The 20,420-nt window shown below is 55.6% G+C and carries 18 protein-coding genes and 2 tRNA genes; 6 read left to right on the top strand and 14 right to left on the bottom strand.

From position 1 onward, the window contains the following. The first annotated feature begins 814 nt into the window (after nt 1-814). The 3 genes from QZ517_RS06515 to QZ517_RS06505 all read left to right on the top strand — a co-directional run bounded on the left by QZ517_RS06515 (nt 815) and on the right by QZ517_RS06505 (nt 7,482). Complete coding sequence (locus tag QZ517_RS06515) at nt 815-3,136, top strand: hypothetical protein (protein ID WP_294223947.1); 2,322 nt, start codon at nt 815-817, stop codon at nt 3,134-3,136. After that, nucleotides 3,048-5,978, top strand: coding sequence for a hypothetical protein (locus QZ517_RS06510; RefSeq protein WP_294223944.1), 2,931 nt, complete (start codon nt 3,048-3,050; stop codon nt 5,976-5,978). The genes QZ517_RS06515 and QZ517_RS06510 overlap by 89 nt, the downstream gene beginning before the upstream one ends. A 1,096-nt stretch (nt 5,979-7,074) precedes the next feature. Next, nucleotides 7,075-7,482, top strand: a complete 408-nt coding sequence (locus tag QZ517_RS06505; RefSeq protein WP_294223941.1) for a helix-turn-helix transcriptional regulator — start codon at nt 7,075-7,077, stop codon at nt 7,480-7,482. Nucleotides 7,483-8,031: 549 nt separating this feature from the next. On the opposite strand, the gene QZ517_RS06500 is transcribed toward QZ517_RS06505, so the two are convergent. From QZ517_RS06500 to QZ517_RS06460, 9 genes are all read right to left on the bottom strand, one after another. Further along, nucleotides 8,032-9,315 (bottom strand): hypothetical protein, encoded by a 1,284-nt coding sequence (locus QZ517_RS06500; RefSeq protein ID WP_294223938.1) that lies wholly within the window; start codon nt 9,313-9,315, stop codon nt 8,032-8,034. 162 nt (nt 9,316-9,477) lie between these two features. Continuing rightward, nucleotides 9,478-9,552 (bottom strand) — tRNA-Phe (locus QZ517_RS06495). Between the two features lie 79 nt (nt 9,553-9,631). After that, nucleotides 9,632-9,814 (bottom strand): DNA gyrase inhibitor YacG, encoded by a 183-nt coding sequence (gene yacG / locus QZ517_RS06490; protein ID WP_294223935.1) that lies wholly within the window; start codon nt 9,812-9,814, stop codon nt 9,632-9,634. Further along, entirely contained in the window at nt 9,811-10,833 is a 1,023-nt protein-coding gene (locus QZ517_RS06485) for a ribonuclease E/G (RefSeq protein WP_294223932.1), read from the bottom strand. The genes yacG and QZ517_RS06485 overlap by 4 nt, the downstream gene beginning before the upstream one ends. Next, nucleotides 10,830-11,408: a Maf family protein gene (locus tag QZ517_RS06480; protein WP_294223930.1), complete on the bottom strand. Its 579-nt coding sequence runs from the start codon at nt 11,406-11,408 to the stop codon at nt 10,830-10,832. The genes QZ517_RS06485 and QZ517_RS06480 overlap by 4 nt, the downstream gene beginning before the upstream one ends. A 65-nt stretch (nt 11,409-11,473) precedes the next feature. Beyond that, nucleotides 11,474-11,692, bottom strand: a complete 219-nt coding sequence (gene infA, locus QZ517_RS06475) for a translation initiation factor IF-1 (RefSeq protein WP_007205486.1) — start codon at nt 11,690-11,692, stop codon at nt 11,474-11,476. Between the two features lie 131 nt (nt 11,693-11,823). Beyond that, on the bottom strand, nt 11,824-13,587 hold the full coding sequence (locus QZ517_RS06470) for a tetratricopeptide repeat-containing sulfotransferase family protein (RefSeq protein WP_294223927.1): 1,764 nt from the start codon (nt 13,585-13,587) through the stop codon (nt 11,824-11,826). A gap of 75 nt (nt 13,588-13,662) precedes the next feature. Beyond that, nucleotides 13,663-14,109 carry a low molecular weight phosphatase family protein gene (locus QZ517_RS06465; RefSeq protein WP_294224021.1) on the bottom strand — a complete coding sequence of 149 codons (447 nt, stop codon included), beginning with the start codon at nt 14,107-14,109 and terminating at the stop codon, nt 13,663-13,665. Between the two features lie 32 nt (nt 14,110-14,141). Then, the gene (locus tag QZ517_RS06460; RefSeq protein ID WP_294224019.1) at nt 14,142-14,741 is read right to left on the bottom strand and encodes a UPF0262 family protein; all 600 of its coding nucleotides are present in this window, start codon (nt 14,739-14,741) and stop codon (nt 14,142-14,144) included. A 25-nt stretch (nt 14,742-14,766) separates the two neighbouring features. On the opposite strand from QZ517_RS06460, the gene QZ517_RS06455 reads away from it, so the two are divergent. Then, nucleotides 14,767-15,537, top strand: a complete 771-nt coding sequence (locus QZ517_RS06455; RefSeq protein ID WP_294223924.1) for an SDR family oxidoreductase — start codon at nt 14,767-14,769, stop codon at nt 15,535-15,537. Between the two features lie 70 nt (nt 15,538-15,607). On the opposite strand, the gene hisD is transcribed toward QZ517_RS06455, so the two are convergent. Genes hisD through QZ517_RS06430 form a run of 5 tightly spaced genes read right to left on the bottom strand, consistent with a single transcriptional unit; the run spans nt 15,608 to nt 19,372 of the window. Beyond that, nucleotides 15,608-16,909, bottom strand: a complete 1,302-nt coding sequence (gene hisD, locus QZ517_RS06450; RefSeq protein WP_294223922.1) for a histidinol dehydrogenase — start codon at nt 16,907-16,909, stop codon at nt 15,608-15,610. 50 nt (nt 16,910-16,959) lie between these two features. Beyond that, nucleotides 16,960-17,451, bottom strand: a complete 492-nt coding sequence (locus QZ517_RS06445) for a GNAT family N-acetyltransferase (protein ID WP_294223919.1) — start codon at nt 17,449-17,451, stop codon at nt 16,960-16,962. Further along, nucleotides 17,448-17,930: a DUF2948 family protein gene (locus QZ517_RS06440; protein WP_294223917.1), complete on the bottom strand. Its 483-nt coding sequence runs from the start codon at nt 17,928-17,930 to the stop codon at nt 17,448-17,450. Before QZ517_RS06440 ends, QZ517_RS06445 begins: the two co-directional genes overlap by 4 nt. Then, nucleotides 17,927-19,195: a UDP-N-acetylglucosamine 1-carboxyvinyltransferase gene (gene murA, locus QZ517_RS06435; protein ID WP_294223915.1), complete on the bottom strand. Its 1,269-nt coding sequence runs from the start codon at nt 19,193-19,195 to the stop codon at nt 17,927-17,929. The genes QZ517_RS06440 and murA overlap by 4 nt, the downstream gene beginning before the upstream one ends. Next, nucleotides 19,196-19,372 carry a hypothetical protein gene (locus tag QZ517_RS06430; protein ID WP_294223912.1) on the bottom strand — a complete coding sequence of 59 codons (177 nt, stop codon included), beginning with the start codon at nt 19,370-19,372 and terminating at the stop codon, nt 19,196-19,198. It abuts the gene before it with no gap. Between the two features lie 87 nt (nt 19,373-19,459). On the opposite strand from QZ517_RS06430, the gene QZ517_RS06425 reads away from it, so the two are divergent. Both QZ517_RS06425 and QZ517_RS06420 read left to right on the top strand, forming a co-directional pair. Then, a tRNA-Thr gene (locus QZ517_RS06425) sits at nt 19,460-19,534 on the top strand. 689 nt (nt 19,535-20,223) lie between these two features. Beyond that, on the top strand, nt 20,224-20,420 hold a 197-nt coding region (locus QZ517_RS06420), incomplete at its 3' end, for a hypothetical protein (RefSeq protein ID WP_294223910.1).

Here is a 20,420-nt window from a genome sequence, read left to right as displayed (position 1 = left end):
CCGCCCTTAGCACCAATCCCTCTTGCAAGTACCTGAGTTTGATTCCCCAGCCAATTGGGAAAGGCACACTCGTTGAGCATAAACGTCGTGGCGTTGCCCTACCGCCTTACAGAAAGTCCTGGCCACCTTCGGACGCGTATATAGGGCATTGCCTCGCCTCAACGCCTGGCCAGCCGCCAAACCTTATAGAAAGGAATGGAAGTTGGAGCGTCGCCAGCGCAACTCCTGCTTCAGAAAGCATTGCCACCAGACTCTTGCAGCTGCCTCAGGCACCTTTCATATTTGACGACAACCCCTTCGCAAACAGCAGCCACAGCGCCTCGAATAGCCACTTATTGTTGCATACCAGCAAATATTTCTTGCAGAGATGGGTATTTCTCGTAAAACGAGCACCAGCAACGGATAGCGAGGCTTCCCTCGGTTACACGGCGGTCGCCGTTGCATGTGAGCCCATGTTGGCCGGTACACCACGATAATGCACACTCGCATGACTACCCAAGGGCTCTCACCATGAGAGCCTTTTTGGTTTCTAGCTTGTCCAATAGGGAAAGGAGTGGACTCCAGAAGTTTGCCGCGGGCCGAGGGTACATCCGATCTACTGGGAATGCGGACATTCGGCCGGACGCTCAGGGCAGCAGGATTAGCATAACAAGCGGTTTCCTGAGCTTCGGCGCATCGACTACTTGCGTCACGGACAAGAAGCAATTCAAAAGACCATGTTTGCTTTTTCTGAGAAACCAAGAAGGCATTTCTTAGAAAGAAATCGAAATTGTTCGGTGTTTACGCTATCGCATAGAGCAAATGTAGAATTGATTTGAAGGCAACCGACGCGATGAGCCCGTCCCTGGAGGAAAGCACAAATTCGGAACAGAAAGGCTCCAGTCCTGTCGGACGCGGTGGTGCCGGAACCTATATTGAGGGTGAACTTGGAGCCTACTATCTCCTTCAAATGCTGGCAAGCAGCGCGGCGCGCGGCCTACCCGGCTCCAAGATTGTTCGCGTTCAACTTCAAGGAGAGAACGATGGCTATGCCCTTGATGACCTGATCGTCCACGGCATATCGGACAAGGGTACCGCGATCCTCGAAATCCAGTCGAAACGCACGATCCGCTTTTCACCCAAAGACCCAATTTTCAAAAGCGTCTGCGAACAGATCGTGCGCAGCAATCCAGCTGAGAACCCGACGGACCGCCACCTGCTTGCGGTCGCAACCCAGAGAACGAGTTATCCTATTTCGGGGCCCTATCAAGACGTACTCGAATGGGCGCGCAAAGCTCAGAGTGGATGTCAGTTTTTCGCACGGCTCAAGCTAAAAGGTGTCGCCAGCGATGAGATGCGTAGTTTCGCAGCCTCATTCCGAAAGAACCTTGTAGATCAAGGTGTGGCAAACGAGGACGAAGCGATTTGGGCCGTTCTCAGGCGCTTCATAATCCTCGAGTTTGATTTCGAGTCTGCTGCACCTGAGGCAAAGGCCCATTCATTGGCATTGGCTCGTCAAGTACTCGCACCCGAGGATACGGAACGCGCTGATGCGCTCTGGAGCAATCTCATTGAGATTGTCATTGAGACTGGCAAGGCTGGCGGCTCAATCTCGCGCCAACGTCTCTTAGATGTGCTGATGAGCCGTGGTTTTCGCCTCGCAGGTGCTAAGAATTTCGCGCTCTCCCACGCCAAACTGGCTGAAATGTCGCGCCACGCACTTCTGGGGATCGGGACTACGGTCGGAGGCGTCAATCTCCCTCGCCTTGGCGCGCTTTCGGCAGTTGAGGCTGCGCGCGACGATCATCGTTTCGTCGAGATCACCGGCAAGCCGGGAGTGGGCAAATCTTGGGTCTTGAGACATCTTGCGGAGCGGATAGGCCGTGACGGCCATGTCATCGTCCTTGATCCCGTAGGCACGCCCGATGGGGGATGGTCGGCGCTTGCGCAACGCCTCGATGTTTCTGGAACTGCCAAGGATTTCTTATGGGACCTTTCGGCCAGTGGTGGCGGAGTCTTATTCATCGACGCCCTCGAGATGTTCACGTCAGTCGAGCGGCGCCGTACAGTGAATGACTTGCTACGCGAAATCGCAGAGGTCCCAGGCTTTTCGGTGGTTGTTTCAAAACGGCCAAACGTTGACGCAGAAGACACCAGCTGGGTCTCTGAAGACGCACTAGCGATGCTGGGCACACCTTGTAAAGTGGTTGTGGGAGAACTGAACGACGAAGAGGTCGCAGCCTTGAGTATTGCTGCACCGGAACTGCGCGCTCTACTGTCAAAGGAACATCCTGCTGCGAGCATTGCGCGCAATCTCTATCGGTTGGCCCAATTGCTCAAGATCCCGAGATCGGCCGACCTTCGAACTGAAGTGGCTCTCGCCGACCGTTGGTGGAAGAGCGCCGATGGAGCACCGTCAGATGATATACGTCCGGCACAACGGCTTTTGGCTGAGCTTGCAGATGCAGCTTTAGTAGGGGTAGATTTGATCGAGGTGTCGACTGATACGTCAGCAAGAACCCATTTGCTGCGCAGTTTGACGTTGTCCGAGCCCAAGCGCGACCGCCTAGGCTTTCACCACGACGTGCTGCGCGATTGGGCGATCGGAGCGCGCCTCAATGAAGACGCTACGCTGCTTGACAGCATCAATCTTTCGGTCCCGCCCTCTCCACGGGTGGCGCGTGGAATTGAGTTTGCAGGTCGCTTCGCACTCGAGCAAGAGTCGGATGTTTCGAACTGGGCAGCCATGCTTAAGGCCCTTTCTCGACCAGGCGCCCACGATGCGTGGCGCCGCCAAGCGCTTCTTGGGATTGTGCGATCCGAACTGTCGGCGCAGCTTCTCACGCGCTACCGCGCAGCTTTGCTGGCCGACGGTGGCGCGCTGCTCGTCGAAATCTGTACCGGCCATCGTCGCGACCGAGACGATCTCGGCCGCAAACGCCATCAAACAGATCGCCGAGAAAGGCGTAGAGCTTCCTGTCGAGGAGCCGGGCTCTTTGCGCATCGCTACTACACCATCGGCTCTCACGGTCCTCATTTGGTGCGCTGTGAATGCGAGCGAAATTCCCATGCAAGCGATTGCTGCAATCTTGAAGCTCATCGAATCTCTGGCTCTAACGATACTGAGCGTCCGCACACTTGGCCAAAGTACGGCTAAAATGCTCTTTGATTGGTTGATGCAGCTGGACTTGCGTGATGCCACGATAACGATCCCGGGTGCCGAGAACACGCCATGGCTCGAACGCCGGACTCACTCGACAATGATCGAAGACCTTCGGAACATGGCGCTTCTGCTCGCGTCACACGCGCCCAATGACACGAAGGCCTATTTGATTGCGATCGCGAATGAGGACGATCACTACAAGGTCAAATCAATTCGGCCATTCAGCAAGACCTTGGCCAGCGCCGCACCAAACGAGCTTGCGGCGCTAATCAAGCGCAGTCTCCTTGGACAGCCTGGGCGAGGTCGATCACGACGAGATCCCTTGGACGGCGCGTTCGGTTTTTCGGATACCGACTACTTACCGGTATCGCCAGCGCAGCCCCCTTTTCTCGACTTACTCGATACGATCCCCCAAGTCGGGCTCGAACTTATCCGCTCCCTCGTAGTCGAGGCTGTCGAGCACCAAGCGAATGGCAAAAAGGCGGGAACGAATGGCTTCACGATCGACTTCGGTGGTGAGAAGCGCTTCTTTCCGTGGGTACAGACCTATTTCTGGTCTCGCTCCAGTCAAGCGCAAGTATACGCTGCGTCTTCCGGCCTAATGGCGCTCGAAGCATGGTCGCAAGAGCGCCTCGACAAGGGCGAAGACTTTGACACTGTTCTCAGGGACATCCTCGGACCAGAAGGTAGCTGCGCCGCCTTTCTGCTGGTCGCGCTCGACGTGCTACTATCACATTGGCCGAATACGCGTGATGCGCTCGTCCCGTTTGTGGCCAACCCCGACCTACTCGCTAACGATCGCAAACGCTTGACGTTGGAGAGGCTTGGGGACGGGATGATGTTTCAAAGGGAGCCCAAAGGCCGGGTCATGGTTGCCGACCTCGCAAAACGCCAATCACGCACCATCTCGCTTGAGAAACTAATACCCTATTACATCAACGAGGATGGCCCTGGGCAGAAGGTGCGCTCATTGTTGGCTGATGCAACCAATGTGACCGGCCCGCATTGCGACGAAGCAGACTTCAGCGATCCCGCCTTTATAGGATCCCATGCACTCAACATGCTCGACAAAGCGAACTGGATCGAGGTCGAAGGGGGCCTCGCATACAAATCGCCAATGGCAGAAGCTGCGCATCTCGAGCGTCTTGAGGTTCGACGACAGGCGAGTGAGCGCTCAAACTCGGTTGAGTTGAGAATTCAGATGGCCATCAGTAATCCAGCAAAAGGTACGCAGGATTTGGCTCGAGACGCCGTCCACTACGCTGCTGGAGATCTACCGGATTTCAGCGACACCGATCACCTTAAATCACGATCGACGAGGTTGATCTCAACGGCCCTGCTTGTTGCGAGGGATGGTGGAGATGCTCTCCTTAACGAGCATGAGAACTGGGTACGGACCGTGGTAGACACTGCTTTGTCAGAAGAGGTCGACCGCCACGGCTCGAACGAAAGCCTCGATTTCAACCGGCCGGCGCAAGGCATTTGCGCCCTCATCCATCTTTGGAGCCGGAATGGGCGGGTTGAGGACCGCAATAACTTCCTTAAAGCGATACTTCGAAAAGATCAGGCCGCTGCAACTGCCGTTACGGCAGCACATAAGTACGTTAAAGATACCGATCCGCGACTGCTCAAATCTGCGGTTCGCTTAGCTTTCACGTGCTGTCGTTGGCGCTGGAATCCCCATAACGAGGACAGCTCTATTCGAGCGGCTTACGAGGAGGAGAAAGCGAGCAAGGACGCTGACGCGGTTACGGCTGAGATCATGTGGCTCGATGGCGGTCCTGAACCCTCATGGCCAGAGCTTCCAGAAGAACCGCCAATTTTGCCGCGCAAGCACAGCAAGATTTTCTCACCGAACAGCAAGCAAACTGCCCCCAAGCGTGACGGGGACATTTTTAGGGACAGTTCCAAGGAAGCCGTTGTTCACGTCAACAGTCAGGAACTCTCAAAATGGATCGCGCTGCTCAATAATGAAGGATGTGCACTGGCTGACTGGCGCGAAGAAATAGTTGACTCCTATTCGGCTTGGTCCGCTCGAAGGAACGGCCACGGCAAATCCGCTGATGCAGAGATCAACCGGGCACCGCGCGATTGGAACGATCAATTCTATGTATTGGTCTCCTCAGTTTTGATGGACGCTGCGCAGGATCGTTTCTTGTCGCTCCTTCAGCCAATAATTGAACTGCCAGATCAATCTTTCTGCGATATTGCCGCAACGATCGTAAACGGAGCTGATGTCCACTATTTTAACGAAGCTAACCGACCGCCAGATCGCGCATTCTATTTGCGTCAAAAGATGGTTTCGAGAGCGATCAAACTTAGACATTGGGATTGGGATCGCCGCCGAGGAAAACTTGGGATTGGCCTATATACCGGCCCCTTGATCGGCATGATACTATTGAACCATTGCAGTCCAATTTCTGGCGCAAAAACCTATCTCGTTCCGGCTATCTTCGGCCGTGTCGATCCGCTTCTCGAAGCGTTGCAACCAATGATGGCGGGCGGACCGACTGCCTTTATTGCGCTCTGTACGATGAACACTCTGAACGTCGCTCCGACCGCACGCCACATCGACTTCCTACTGGACGCCGTCGAAACTTGGCTTGATGTAACAAGCGACAACCGCTCGATGTGGCATGAGCTCGCTATAGGTCGAAAAGTCGCTGAATGGTTTACAACAGCGGCCGTCGATGATCCGTCTCTGTTTGGTCAGGATCACCCATCGCGAAACCGCATCGATTCCATCCTTGGTCACCTCGTCAGCCTGGGTGTATCAGAAGCACACGATCTGGAAGTAAGGATCCAAAAGGAAACAAGTGGCCTAACGCCACGTTGAATGCGGTTCAGGCTGGAAAGTGCGATGGCACCACCGGACCAGTTACACGAAGGGCACTATTGCACAGCTCCTAACCGCTGCCCAGTTGCATCCTCTTCATCACGATATCTCGACGACGAAGCCTTTCGGGAACTTGCTAAGAGCGCTTCCGTCACGTGACTATCTTTTATAGCATATATCCAGTCAGCAAAGGGTGAAGCCTTCTTGATATGGAACTCGCGAATGCAGCGAAAAGCGGATTCGACGCGCTGCGTCGCAACATCTTGAAGGTCAGTCGAAAACCCAGATTGGGCCGAAAATCGGCGTCGCACCTGAATAGATATGTGCCAAACTGCTGCCAATCTCATCCGTTGGGAAAGGCTTTTCAGACAGCAAATGAACACCTCCGCCATCCACCTGACAAGAAGCCCTAACCAGTCAGGGACAAGCGTATAAGGTATTCCCTCGCCAAAACTTGGGGGCGGCCGCGTATCCTTATACAGGCAATCTTAAATGGGACTGCTCCAATCGCACTACGTCTCTGCATGAACTTTGAAGCCCCACCCCACTTACCGGCACCTCACTCGGCCTGTTTTGCAATCGATGCAATCGGACACCATCAATGACAAAACAAGGCTACGACGAAGAAACACCCACGCCTATCTTGCACTAGAGTACCCATTTTGCCTGAAGAACAGATCTCGTTCCTCAGCCAGAAACTAACCGACCCCGAGCGTGTCAACGCTCCTCTGCCCATGCCAGAAGGCACTGTTGTGGCAAACCACATTCGTCACAAATTGACTGCCTGCGAGACTCTAATGGAACGTTAGAAACTGAACCGTAGACAGGCGCGGCCGAGGGATTCAGGCGACGTGAACACAATGACCGGAGATTGACGCCAAGGAACGCCCATACGCCCACAGGGCGCGCGCAGGAAGTGTTGCTAGCGGAAAAATGCAGTCATTAAGCACATCAATCGCTAAAGCGTTCTGGTGACGCTTAGAATGCGCCTGCGCACGACCGGACACCCCCATCAGAAACAAGGCAATTTTCAAACAAGGACGCAACGCTCGTCGCTATCACATCTCATCGAAACAACATCACGAGGTGAAAGATAATGACCGCCAGCCCCACAGCCAAAATACTTGCCGAAGCCATTGATGCGTCAGACCTGACACAGAGGGAAATCGCTGACCGAATTGGCATGAAGAACGCCAATGTCATCAGCATGATGAAGCAAGGCATCACCAGAGTTCCGTTGAGCCGCATCCCTGCTCTTGCTGAAACCCTAGACATAAACGCCCAGACATTCCTGATGACCGCCATTGAGGAATACCATCCTGGAACCCATGAGGTTCTGGTTGATGTCCTTGGGCTGCCCCTGAATGACACTGAGGTGAGATTGTTGGATCTTCTTAGGACAACCGAAGCAAGCGGCATCGTGGATGCGATTGGACCGTTATGGAAGTATCTCGAAACGCTGCTTGAGTTGGTGGTGGATAGTTGCCCGGACAAATCCAACTGAGCAGCCCCCTCACCTGCAGATCGTGTACGTCAGTCAAAACCTTTATCGGGGGGGGGGCAGGTCACGGGCCAAGCTCCGCGATCTGCAGATATCGTTCGCTTCAACACCCAACAAACCGACCTGCACGATCCCTGCACAACCAACATTCAGCCCTCAAAGCACTACGAAAGTAGAAGTACATGACACATCCTGCTGGCCAAGACGCAACTGCTTCACCTTATCCTTCACTGATAAAACAGAAAGAGTAGACGAGTTGTTAGAGAGCTTAACCGTTGCGTGCTTCGTTCAGTTTACTTGGTTTGTTTTCTTCAGAACTCTGATCAGCGATCTGTATGAGTATATTGAAGTTATTAGGGATCGACTTCAGCTGAGATTTCGCAGCCTACGGCCATAAGCAGTATCGATTAAGCCACTATGGCTGAATGCGTAATTTCTACGGAATTCGGACCGTTCCCTCTATAAGGTAATTCCGTCAACAAAAGTTCCGAGATCCAATACAACCTGAGAACACTTCAGACGTTGCGCCATCACTTCCTTAACGGTCATGCGTCAGCCACCCCAACGCGTTTCGAGAGCCTTAAGCGCGCGATCTACCTTTCCGTTCAATGCTGTGTAAGAGACAAGCCGCCCCTTCTTTCCTAAAGGTTGAGCGTACAAGGAGTCATCATCGAGGAGATCCGTCTGTGTTGCGACCTCATTCAGAGATTGATGAAATCGGTCGAGACCGTAAACTCCCCCGCGCCGAAAGGCCTCAAGTTCCGTCACGCTAGTTCTTAGGCCACTGATTGGTACGTCACCATCACCGTCAAAGGTTGGCACATAGAACTCAAATACCAGTTTTCTTACTTCTCGAAACTTGAAACCGACCAAGTCCCTAACCGTGCCCACACCAAGCGCTTCGGGAACACCGACCACACCATGAGCACCCAATAGACTGACTTCTATTCTTGCCCGCCATTCTTTTTCGGGCAATTCATCCCTAGAAGTTCTGCTTGGATCCCTCCTGTCCGACCGTTTGTCCATGACCCTCAGCAAAACACTTTCTTGGTTGGAGCCCACGTAGTAGGTCATGTCCAGATGTGGTTGGTGATAAGCTGAAAGCATAAGGGCTGATGCCTGCTTACCTTTGATGCCAGCAGTCGAAATAACGGACGCAGGCTTGGGGGTTGTTTGCTGTACAACAAAGTCTGCGCGGGTTCGTTTTGGCCCCTCGCGCGTAAACCTTGGTGAACAGTTCTTCAATTCGCTAAAGCTGGGAACAACCCGTAGATGCCGCCAGAGCAGGTCCTGTATTTGCCATCTCTTGATATCTCGTTCATCAGAAGGCAGCTCCCTGTTGGCTCTTATTTTGAAGTCGACGGAAACCTCGATTCCCCTAACTGGGAGGCATCCTATGCCTGCAACGTCAATATTGTAGTGTCGGACAGCCTGCTGCATCAAACGGAGGACGTCACGGGGACGAGGCTGCTGAATTCGGACAATAAAGGAATGGCCCTTGTAGCCAGTCTCTCGATTGGGTCCGGACACGTGCACCGTTGATTTCGAACCCAAGGCCATCAGCGCGTTCGAAAGAAACCGATGCGCGTTGACCGCTTGATGGATCTCAGGTGTTTCCATTGCAAATTCAAGCCAGTCGACCACAGCACTGCAGTTGTAGTCGTTCAGATCAATACACGGTGACAGCACGTTTCTTCCGGCCAGAACCGGCTGAGGCTTTCGGCCATTACCTGCGCGGTGCTTCGCCAAAGAGTACGGAACACTGACCAACCTTTCGGAGAAAAACCCAGCAGGAGCATTCGTGAATTTGAAGGGGAATGTAATGAGCGACGTCACGAGTTTAGACGATTCCTACTTGATGGCTGCACGCCGACGGAAACTGATCTGTTTGACCGAAGCTTTCAACTCCCAGAGCCATGATTTTGCATACGGTTCACAGGCGTTCAATGCGAAGGCGGCAAAGTTCTATCGCCATAGATCATATCTGCTTTGTAGAAATGGTGCCCAGGGGCGGAATCGAACCACCGACACGAGGATTTTCAATCCACTGCTCTACCCCTGAGCTACCCGGGCACGGGAAGGCTTGTTCGCCTTGGGTGCAGGCCTTCTATGACAGCCAACAGGGGCTGTCCAGAGGAATTCGAGAAAAAATTCAATGCAATCGCGATGACTGCTTTTCAATCTCTTCCAAGGCCTCAATCGCCTCTTCCGGATCGTGTGAGGGGGCTGCGTAGTCGCCGCCAAACCACTTGCCTAAATCAATGTCCGCACAGCGTTTGGAGCAGAACGGACGATAGCTTTGCAGAGTGGTTTTCTTACAGATCGGACAGCTCATTTGAGCACATCCAAAAGCGGCACACGGGCGTTTTTGCGTTGCAATTCAAAGTGCCCCAAAGGAGTCCAGCCCACCAAAGCAGTGTCAATGGTGTCCCGCTTGAATGCCGCCCGCAGGGCGCTTTCAAACCCGCGGCGGTCTTTCTTGGGCATGGGCGCTAGATCCAGCACAATTTGCCCACCAAGTCCGCGCACGCGCAAGGCCCGCGGCAGCGCTTTGGCCACGGCAAAGTTTGTTTTTGTGCCAGCCGCAGGTGAGGTGTCTTTGCCGGTGTTCACATCCACCGCCACAAGCGCGCGGGTGGGTTCGACATACATATAGCCGCCGCCGCCCAAGGACACCTGCGCGCCTTGCGCCGCCTCCAGCGCATCAAGCACACCGTGGCTGTCAAAGCCGCCAGCGTCGGTCACCACCTCGGCGGGCTCGGACCAATCGCGCCACGCAGAAACATGTGGGCCATCGCCATCAATCAGCTTCTCCGCAGGGCCGTCGGCATCTGCCAAAACCTGCTCGGCCAAATCGAGCATGGCGGCAATATCCTCAGCCACATCTGCATCATCCGCCTCGGCACAAGCAGACCGAAGGATGATCCCGGCATCCGGCGCTTCAACCACCCCATGGGCCACCCCCAGAAGGGCATCACGGCGCTCTTCCTCACGAATGGACCGACTGACATTCACCCCAGGGGCGCCCGGGGTGACAATGGCATATCGGCTTTTGAACAGCACTTTTTGCGTGACCGGGATCGCCTTGCCGGCCTCGGCCAATCCAGTCACTTGCACCAGCAGAACATCCCCCGGCGCGAGACCTTTGACCTGGCGCAAAAAGGCCATGCCATCCGGAGTTTTCAAGAACATCCCGCCCTGCCCTTTGACAGGCCGGTCCGCAACCGCGCGGTAGATGGTGCCGGGACGCGGCATGTCGCTGTCAATCAGCAGGTCATCGAGTTGGCCATCCACCATCAGCGCGGCGGCTTCGCGCCCCTCAATGTGGTCCAAAATGATCTGACGTCCGTTCATGTGCGTTCCTTATAAAGCGGGTAGCCGGCCGCTTGCAGCAGGCCAGCGGTTTCGGCCACAGGCAGGCCAACAATGCCGGTAAATGAGCCGGAAATCCACGGGATGAAGACCCCAGCCGGGCCTTGAATGGCATAGCCGCCTGCCTTGCCCTGCCAATCGTTGGTGGCAAGATAGGCGTTGAGCTCCTCAGAAGACAGACGCTTCATTTTCACCGCGCTGACCACATCGCGCTCAAACAGCTGATCACCCTTGCGCAGAGCAACGGCGGTGATCACCCGATGGCGGCGACCAGACAGCGCCTTGAGAAACGCGGCTGCTTCATCAGAATCACGCGGCTTGCCCATAATGCGGCGCCCCAGGGCCACCGTTGTATCCGCGCACAGCACAACGTCAGAGGCTGCAGCCTCAACCGCCAGCGCTTTTTCACGGGCGATCCGCACACAATACGGCCGTGGCAACTCATTTTCATGGGGGTCTTCGTTGATGTCAGGCGGGCAAATGGCATCTGCCACCACCCCAATCTGCGCCAACAATTCTTTGCGGCGCGGACTGCCCGAGCCAAGTATCAACCGCATGCCGGACCTCTTAAATGCGAAAAGGCGGCCCGCTTGGGGCCGCGCAGTGTCTTGATGTAGTTCGCTTATTTGAAGCGGTAGTTGATCCGACCTTTGGTCAAATCATAAGGTGTCATCTCGACTTGAACCTTGTCGCCAGCCAGAACACGGATGCGGTTTTTACGCATCTTTCCTGCCGTATGTGCGATGATCTCATGGCCGTTTTCCAGCTCGACCCGAAACGTCGCATTGGGCAGGAGTTCCTTCACAACACCGGGAAATTCGAGCAGTTCTTCCTTCGCCATGGTCTCTCCTTTGATTAGCACCTGCAGCATTTTGCAGGACGTGCGCTTAAATGAGGGCTTTTTCCCTTTTTTTCAAGGGCCAAAACCAAAAGAAGCCGAATTATCCGAAGATCCCTCGGCGAATCCTCCCTTTAGCCACCATTTGGCTGGTGGTCTGGCAGTCGGCTGAGCCAGCCGCCTGCCTGCGCTTCATACTTGCGCCATCCTTGGGCACTGCCCTTGTATATCTTCTTCCGAACCTGCTCCTGCGAGGCTGTGCGCACCACATTGGCACTGTCTTGCGGCGCCAAACAGGCCTCTTGCCAATCCAAGCCAAGAGTTTGAATAAGTTCAGGAATTTCAACATCAGGATCGGCAGTCAGTGCTTCATAGTCGACATCAATAATGCGGCCGGGGAACCGCTCATGCCAGAACGCCATCAGGTCTTGATACATGTCATAGTAGCGGATCAGACAGTCAACATCATTGGTAAATCCAAGGCCGTCGCTGGTAAAGAAATGTCGAAAATTGGACCAGCAACAGGCTTTGGGATCGCGATGCACATGCACGATTCGCGCCTTTGGAATGGCGGTCGCGATATGCCCAATCAGACGGAAGTTTTGCGGCATTTTGTCGGTGATGAAAGCGCCACCGCCGGCTTGGGTCAGGCGGGACAAATAGGTTTGCCGCAACAAATTGGCTTGTGCGCCGTCAAGTGGGTTGCCGAGCAGCCCGAGTTGTTTGACAAGCAGTGCAAGGTAATCCAGCTCGCCTTTTTGTTCGACCTCAGAATGACGGCCAATAATGGTTTCCGTCAACGATGACCCAGCCCGCGGCATGCCTAGAATAAAGATCGGCGTTGCCTCGTTTTCATCCATGGCGACTTCAATATCTGGCTGCGCATCAAACTGCTGCTTTATTTGATCAAACAGACGCGCCTCTACCTCGATGTCAAAGCCGGCTTCTTCAAATCGAAGCGCATTTGCGGTCAGCAAATTGCGATAAGCCTCCTCATAGTCACCGCGTTCTTCATGCACGGCAACTTTGGCATAGTGAAACTTGAGCGCATCTGTTTTGGCGGGGTTGCGCTTCAACTGGGCGTCAATCCGATCCTCAAACCCCTCAATCAAGGACGGCTTCTGACTGTTGGCAAAGTTCGAATAGGCAACGCTGTACGTGGGATGTGCCTCCAGCACCTTTTGCCATTGCGCCAAAGCGTCGTCGCGGCGCCCAAGCGCATTCAGGATCGACGCATAATTGCTCAACAGCGCGGGATCGTCCGGCCAAAGAGCAAGCCCTTCCTCCAAACACACCAGCCCTTTGTCAAACTGCCCCAAGCCGTACATCGCCTTCGCGGAGCGCGTAAAACGGCCCAGCTCTGGGGCCAGTTTTCGCGCAATTTCATAACACTCCAGCGCCAAAACCGGCTGGCCGGAGGCTTCAAACGCAGCTCCAAGATCCGCCGCATATTCTGGCTGGTCCGCGCCATGTTTTAGCGCGTCGCCCAGTAGAACAATTGCATTTTGCACCTCGCCCAGCGCAAGCAGGGACCGGCCAAGACCATTGAGAGCTGCTGCATGCGTTGGTGTTTTTTTCAGGCACGCCACAAAGAGCGGCACGGCCAGCGCATGGCGCCCAATCTGCGCAAGCCCAAGCGGCAAATCAACGGAGGCATTTTCTTCCGTTTGTGCAAGCTGTGCAGCTTTGGACAGCAGAGCCTCTGCGGTCCTATCATCCCCCAATTGCTGCGCCGAAAACCCCGCCAGCGCGTGCAACCCCACATGGCCCGGGAGGGCCTTTAGGGCTTTTTGTGCACGAAACACAACTTTGCGAAACTCACCTTTATCATAAAGCGATTGGATCACCCCAAGATCCGCTGCTTGGGTCTTTGAAACGCTTGGCGAAGTCTGCCGCATGGTGAGTCCTTTGCTGATATCACCGCAAGCATCGCCAATTATGGCAAACAAAAGGTTAGCAGGCAGCCAAAGCTCTTAACGCGGCGGTCCCCACCGGCCTTGCAGATAGGCCACAATCTCATCCCGCGCGATGCGGTATGCGGCCAGCTTCGCCTCACGCCCATCCCCGGCCTGTGCACCACTTGGATCAGACACCGGCCAATACTCCAGCTCAAGATGGTCAAACCGCGTCAGGTCCTCAGCCGTGCTGCGGCTGGCCGGTGTGAGCGCCACCACCATGTCAAAGCTGGACAACTCATCGCCGAGCTTTTCCATCTCTTCAAAACTGCGGGTGCGGTGCCGGTCGAGTTCCACACCAATCTCAGAGCACACGGCAATGGCAAACCCATCAATTTCCAAATCACTGCGAATGCCCGCAGACTGGACATAGACATCCTGACCGTAGAATTTCTTCATGATGCCTTCCGCCATGGGCGAACGCACCGCGTTCTGGTCACAACAGAATAAAACCGATTGTGGCAAAACCTGCTTCTGATCGGGGTCCGCTACCAAGCTCAGCCTCCGAAGTGCAGAACGCAAATCAACGTAAATAAACGGCGTGCCGTGTCAGTGTCGATTTCAGCCTTGCCTTCCAACCGCTCCTGCAACACCCGCGCACCTTCGTTGTGAATGCCCCGCCGCGCCATGTCGATGGTCTCAATCTGGCTTGGCGGCAGATTTTTTACGGCATCAAAGTAGCTCTCACAAATCGCCCAATAGTCCTTCACCACTTGACGAAACGGGGACAGACTCAAGTGAAACTCTGCCGCCTTGTCGCCCCCTTCGCTGGTCACATCAAACACCAGCCGTTTTTCGCGGATCGACAGATCCACCGAAAAAGGCCCATCCGGGACCACACGATCATCGCGCTTGGGCAGCGAGAAACTGTTCTCCTCCAACAGATCAAAAATCGCCACCTTGCGCTCCTGATCAATCTCCGGTGTGGGAGGCGGCAGGTTGCGGTCGTCGATTTGGATGTGGCTGATCCGGGACATGTCAGTCTCTTGCGTTTTTGCGATGCAGCATGAGTAGCGCACCACCCCCCGCTTTGTCCATCGGTTGCCACTGTCGCACTTACGGCGCCATTGACAGGCAGCATCCCCTGCGCAATCCATCCCCAACCCACTGAGAGGACACGCCATGCCATCGCCCCTGCCCGCCTTTGATCTCATGGATCAAAATGCCCTGATCACTGGCAGCACCGATGGGCTCGGCAAGGCCGCCGCAGAGCTGCTCGCACAAGCCGGCGCGCATGTCTGGATCAACGGTCGCAGCGAGACACGCTGCGCGCAAGTTGCCGCCAAGTTGCGCAAGACAGGTCTAAAAGCCACATCCCTGCCCTTTGATGTCACGGATGAAACCGCCGCTGAGCTGGCGTTTCCAACACTGTCCGACTCTGGCGGTCTCTCAATTCTGGTCAATAACGTCGGCCAACGAGACCGTCGGACATTGCCAGAGTTCACCCGTGACGACCTGCAATCTCTTCTAAACATCGACCTGATTTCGCCGTTCCGCCTGTCACAAAGGGCCGCAGACCAAATGCAGGCCAAAGGATATGGGCGCATCGTGAACATCTCGTCCATAGCGGGTCTGATCGCCCAATCGGGCGACGCAGCGTATACATCGGCCAAAGCGGGCATCAACGGCATGACCAAAGCTTTGGCCGCCGAACTTGGTGTGCATGGCATCAACGTAAACGCCGTCGCACCGGGTTTTTTCAAGACCGCGCCCAATGCCGCCGCAGCAGAAGATCTTGCTCTTTTGGAAAAACTCCAAAACGCCACCGCCCTCAAGCGCTGGGGCAATCCCGAAGAGCTGGCCCCCGCCATCCTCTTCCTCGCCAGCCCCGCCGCCAGCTATGTGACGGGACAGGTCTGGGCAGTGGATGGCGGCTACACCAGCCACTATTGAGGCGACACCTGCTTTCTCTTTCCCAAAATACCTTGGGGAGTCACAGCCTGCTGTGACGGGGCAAAGCCCCTTATTTGTTCAACGCATCCAAGCGCGCGCGCACACTCAATCCATGCGCCTCAAGGCTCTCAGAAATCGCCAAAGCTTCCGCCGCAGGGCCAATCGCCTTCAACGCTTCCGGCGTCATTTTCGACAACGTGGTGCGTTTGATGAAATCCATCACCGACAAGCCAGAACTAAACCGCGCGGAGCGGGCTGTGGGCAGCACGTGGTTTGGACCACCCACATAGTCGCCAATCGCTTCCGGCGTGAATTGCCCCAAGAAAATCGCCCCCGCGTGGGTGATCTTTTCACACAGCGCGTCTGGGTCCGCCACACACAGCTCCAAGTGCTCGGGCGCAATCCGGTTGGACAAAGCCGCCGCCTGATCCAAATCCGACACGGTGATCACCGCACCAAAATCACGCCAACTTGCCCCGGCAATCTCACGCCGCTCTAGTGTTTCCAGACGCTTGTCCACCGCGTCAGCAACCGCCTGCCCAAAAGCGGCATCATCGGTGATCAGCAGCGACTGCGCGCTTTCGTCGTGCTCCGCCTGGCTTAGCAGGTCGAGTGCAATCCAATCCGGGGTGTTGTCTTTGTCCGCGATCACCAGAATTTCACTTGGCCCGGCAATCATATCGATGCCCACTTTGCCAAATACCCGGCGTTTGGCCGCCGCCACAAAGGCATTGCCCGGCCCGGTGATTTTATCCACCGGTGCAATTGTGTCGGTGCCATAGGCGAGCGCGGCTACGGCCTGCGCCCCACCAATGCGGTAAATTTCATCCACGCCCGCCAGCCGTGCCGCCAACAAAACCAACGGATTGGCCACGCCATCCGGAGTCGGAACCACAATCGCCAACCGTTCCACACCAGCAACTTTGGCCGGGATCGCGTTCATCAGCACAGACGACGGGTAGCTTGCCAATCCACCTGGCACGTATAGCCCGGCCGCCGACACGGGCGTCCAGCGCCACCCCAAGGTGGCACCACTGTCGTCGGTCCAGCTTTCGTCACTTGGCATTTGCCGCGCGTGATAGGCGGTCACGCGGTCTGCGGCCAATTCCAGCGCAGCACGGTCAGTGTCATTCACCTGCGCACAGTAGCTTTCAATCTCTTCTGCGGAAAAGCGCAGTGTGTCTGGCGTCAGCTCCAGACGGTCAAACTTCGCTGTCAGCTCAATGACTGCCGCATCTCCGCGATGGCGCACCTCTGCGATGATGTCTGCCACGATGGCATCGACATCCGGGCTGTCTTCACGTTTGGCCCCCAGAAGGGTGGTGAAGGCGGCTTCAAAATCAGCAGCTTGCGCATCAAGAAAAACGGGCATTTGGTCTCTCCGTAAAGGTCACGCCTTCTTAGACCGCACCCTTAAGAGGCTCAAGCGTCAAGCTGTCTCAGCATCAGAACATCATTCCGCGCCACGCCATCCGCAATCACAGATCGGGGCCGCACGCCAATCTGCTCAAAGCCACAAGCTTGGTAGAGCGCCTGCGCCGCAGCGTTTTGTATGTCTACACAAAGTTCCAGCTGCAGAATGTCCAGCGCCAGCGCTGTCTCAACCGCCGCATCCATAAGCGCGCGCGCCAATCCGCGACGCCGGGCGGACGGATGCACATATAGTGGCCCAAGGTCTGCCATATGACGCATTCGTTCCGGACCACCACGCCGCAGCGCCACAAAGCCTACAAGTGCTTCGCCCTCAAACGCACCAATCCCCTCACCCGCAGAAAGCTTGGCCACCAGAGCACTGTCAGTTGTCGCCACCGCTTCCGCAGCCGTCAGCAGAAACGCAGATGGATCGGCACTCAACCCGTGCAGCCAGAGACTGCGGTAGGCGTGCAAATCATCGGCCGTGAGGGCACGGATCATTCTGGATGGCTTGGCGTGGATCTGGAAGGCGCAATATAGGGACGTGTCACGTCTTTTAGTGACACTTCCAGCGCCTCCACCTGCAGCCGGATCGCCCCGTCACCCGCCAAGGTCAGGATTACCGCGCCGTCCGCATCATCCCCAGGCTCAAACGCCACCGAAAGAACTGACAGAATGGTGTCCGCATCACCGCGCTCCACACCTTGTGAGGCCACCCCCACTACATTGTCGACCACCAGCAGGCTCTGCACCCGCTCCACCGAACGCTTGCGGCGATCCGCTGCTGTTTGGTCTTCCCACCTGAACCGATTCAACAACACGGCAAAACGGCGGTCTTTGGCCAACCACTGCATCTCGGACGCTGGAAAAATGGCGTCCTGCACCAGCGTGGAAAGCACCTGCAAATCCTCCGCATCCAACGCGCCGAGGTTTAGCGGGTGGTCACCGCCGTCTTCAAACCGTGCATCCTGTTGCGTCACTTTTCCTGTACCCTTTCAATATGGGCACCCACGCCGCCCAGCTTCTCTTCAATGCGCTCATAGCCGCGATCCAGGTGATACACCCGGCTCACAATCGTTTCACCTTCTGCCGCCAATCCGGCCAGAATCAACGACACCGAGGCGCGCAAATCGGTCGCCATGACGCGCGCGCCTTTGAGCTTGTCCACACCATGCACTGTTGCGGTGCCGCCGTGTACCTCAATATTGGCGCCCATCCGTATAAGCTCCGGGGCGTGCATAAAGCGGTTCTCAAAAATCTTCTCTTCCAGCACCGATGTGCCTGCGGCGGTACACATCATTGCCATGAACTGCGCTTGCAAGTCGGTTGGAAATCCTGGGAACGGCTCGGTGGTCACATCCACAGCCTTCACCCGGCCGTTCTTGCGCGCCACTTTCAGACCCTTCTCGGTCTCATCAACGTCAATGCCAGCTTCATGCAGCTTCGCAACAAAGCTCTCCACCAGATCCAGGCGCCCGCCGAGCAGTTCCACTTCGCCACCACAGAATGCCGGAGCCAACATAAAGGTGCCCAGTTCAATGCGGTCGGTCACAACCGGGTGGGTCGCGCCGTGCAGGCGGTCCACACCCTGAATGGTGATGTCGGAAGTGCCGTCGCCGTCAATCTGGGCGCCCATCGCGCGCAGACAGGTTGCCAAATCAACAATCTCCGGCTCCCGCGCGGCATTTTTGATCACGGTGGTGCCTTTGGCCAGCGTGGCCGCCATCAGAATGTTCTCGGTTGCCCCCACAGAGGCAAAGGCCAGCTCGATCACCGCACCTTTCAGGCCGCTTGGCGCTTTGGCGTGCAGGTAGCCGTCTTTCAGTTCAATCTCTGCGCCCAGCTTTTCCAAACCAAAGATGTGCAAATCCATCGGACGCGCACCAATCGCGCAGCCCCCGGGCAGCGACACAACCGCATGGCCCAAACGCGCCAGCATCGGACCAAGCACGAGGTTGGAGGCGCGCATCTTGCGCACGATGTCATAGTCCGCGATGTGGTTGTTGATGTCATGGCTCGACATTGCCAGTACCTTGCCATCCTGCAGACTGGTCACTTCCGCACCTAATGAGCCAAGCAATTCGCTCATGGTCTTAATGTCGCTCAGTCGCGGGGCATTGGTCAGCGTCAGCGGTTCTTCGCTCAACAGCGTGGCTGGCATCAGCGTCAGACAGGCGTTTTTGGCCCCCGCAATTGGGATTTGCCCTTTTAGCGGTCCGTTACCGCGTACAACTATCGAATCCATTTAATCCTGCCCTTCACTCTTCACTGCCTCAGTTGAGTCGGACGCATCGCTGTGCGCACGTGCTTTGGCCTGCGCTTTGCGGCGACCCATATTGGCTTTTAACGCTGCCTTTAGCCGATCGTCACGGCTGTTGGCAGATTTTTTGGCTTTATTTACTGGGGTCGTTTTACGTTCCATGCAGTTTCTTTACATGAGCCGGAAAAAAGGGTCCAGATTGCGCTTGCACATGATCAACTTTGGTCCTAAACACCGCGCCACGGTCATGCTGTGGTAGCTCAGTGGTAGAGCACACCCTTGGTAAGGGTGAGGTCGGGAGTTCGATCCTCCCTCACAGCACCACCGCTCTCTCAAGACAGATTAGGCAGAACACACGCTGCGGCAGAGTTTGCGGTAACGAACGTATGCCCGTGCCTTCGTGTCACCAACAATCTCGCACCGCTTTGAGATCTCGCGACACCCGTCATATCAACGGAAAGATCACGGGCAGAATCGCTCAGCACGAGATTCGCCCGTATTTGGCAATAAACCGCGCAATCTCCTGAATTTTTGCCCAGCGATTCGAACCACATCGTTCCTGATTTGAGGTCAATTACCCACCTAACCCCGACTTGTCGCCATTTTGCGAACAATCCCAAACCCCAACCTGTGTCTGACGTACCACAACAGATTTTCAGCTTAATCTTCTGCCATTGGTTCACACTTGGAAACGACAACTTGTCCGGCGGAGTGACCCGGGGGAAGCCCAAGCCAATAAAGGCTCAAATATGTTCCTCCCCGGCAGGCAAAAGTCTTAATTCATGCCATGATTGCGCCCAAATTCGGAAACAATGGCGCCGACACCCCAACAGACATTAACCAATAATTAACACTCAATGTCGCCGTAATTGCGGCGCTTTTCGTCAAATTTTTCAGGTTTTTGTTTCTTCCTCGCCTCGATTGCATCATATTTAGAGCAAGTCCAACTGGGGGACGAGTTCTGGCTTGGGGCAGCCAAACGACATGTAGAGGGCATCCAGCGATGCCGTGTGATGAACGCCAAACGGCGCCACGAACCCATTTTGGGGGTTTTTGGCCAGGTTGGCGACGCCCGCGGCTTGCATGATGAGAAAGAGGGTACAATGGCTGATCCAAACGGTCCGGGAATTGTTGACGGTACAGAGAACGACGACACCATGTCGGTTGGCTATGTAGACGTTGACGGCGATACAATTGATAACAGCGGCAA

Origin of the sequence: uncultured Shimia sp. (assembly GCF_913054185.1) — a bacterium.
In the GTDB taxonomy this organism is placed as follows: domain Bacteria; phylum Pseudomonadota; class Alphaproteobacteria; order Rhodobacterales; family Rhodobacteraceae; genus Shimia.
Note: the sequence above shows the minus strand (reverse complement) of the source record. Positions and strands in the feature narration are given on the sequence as shown.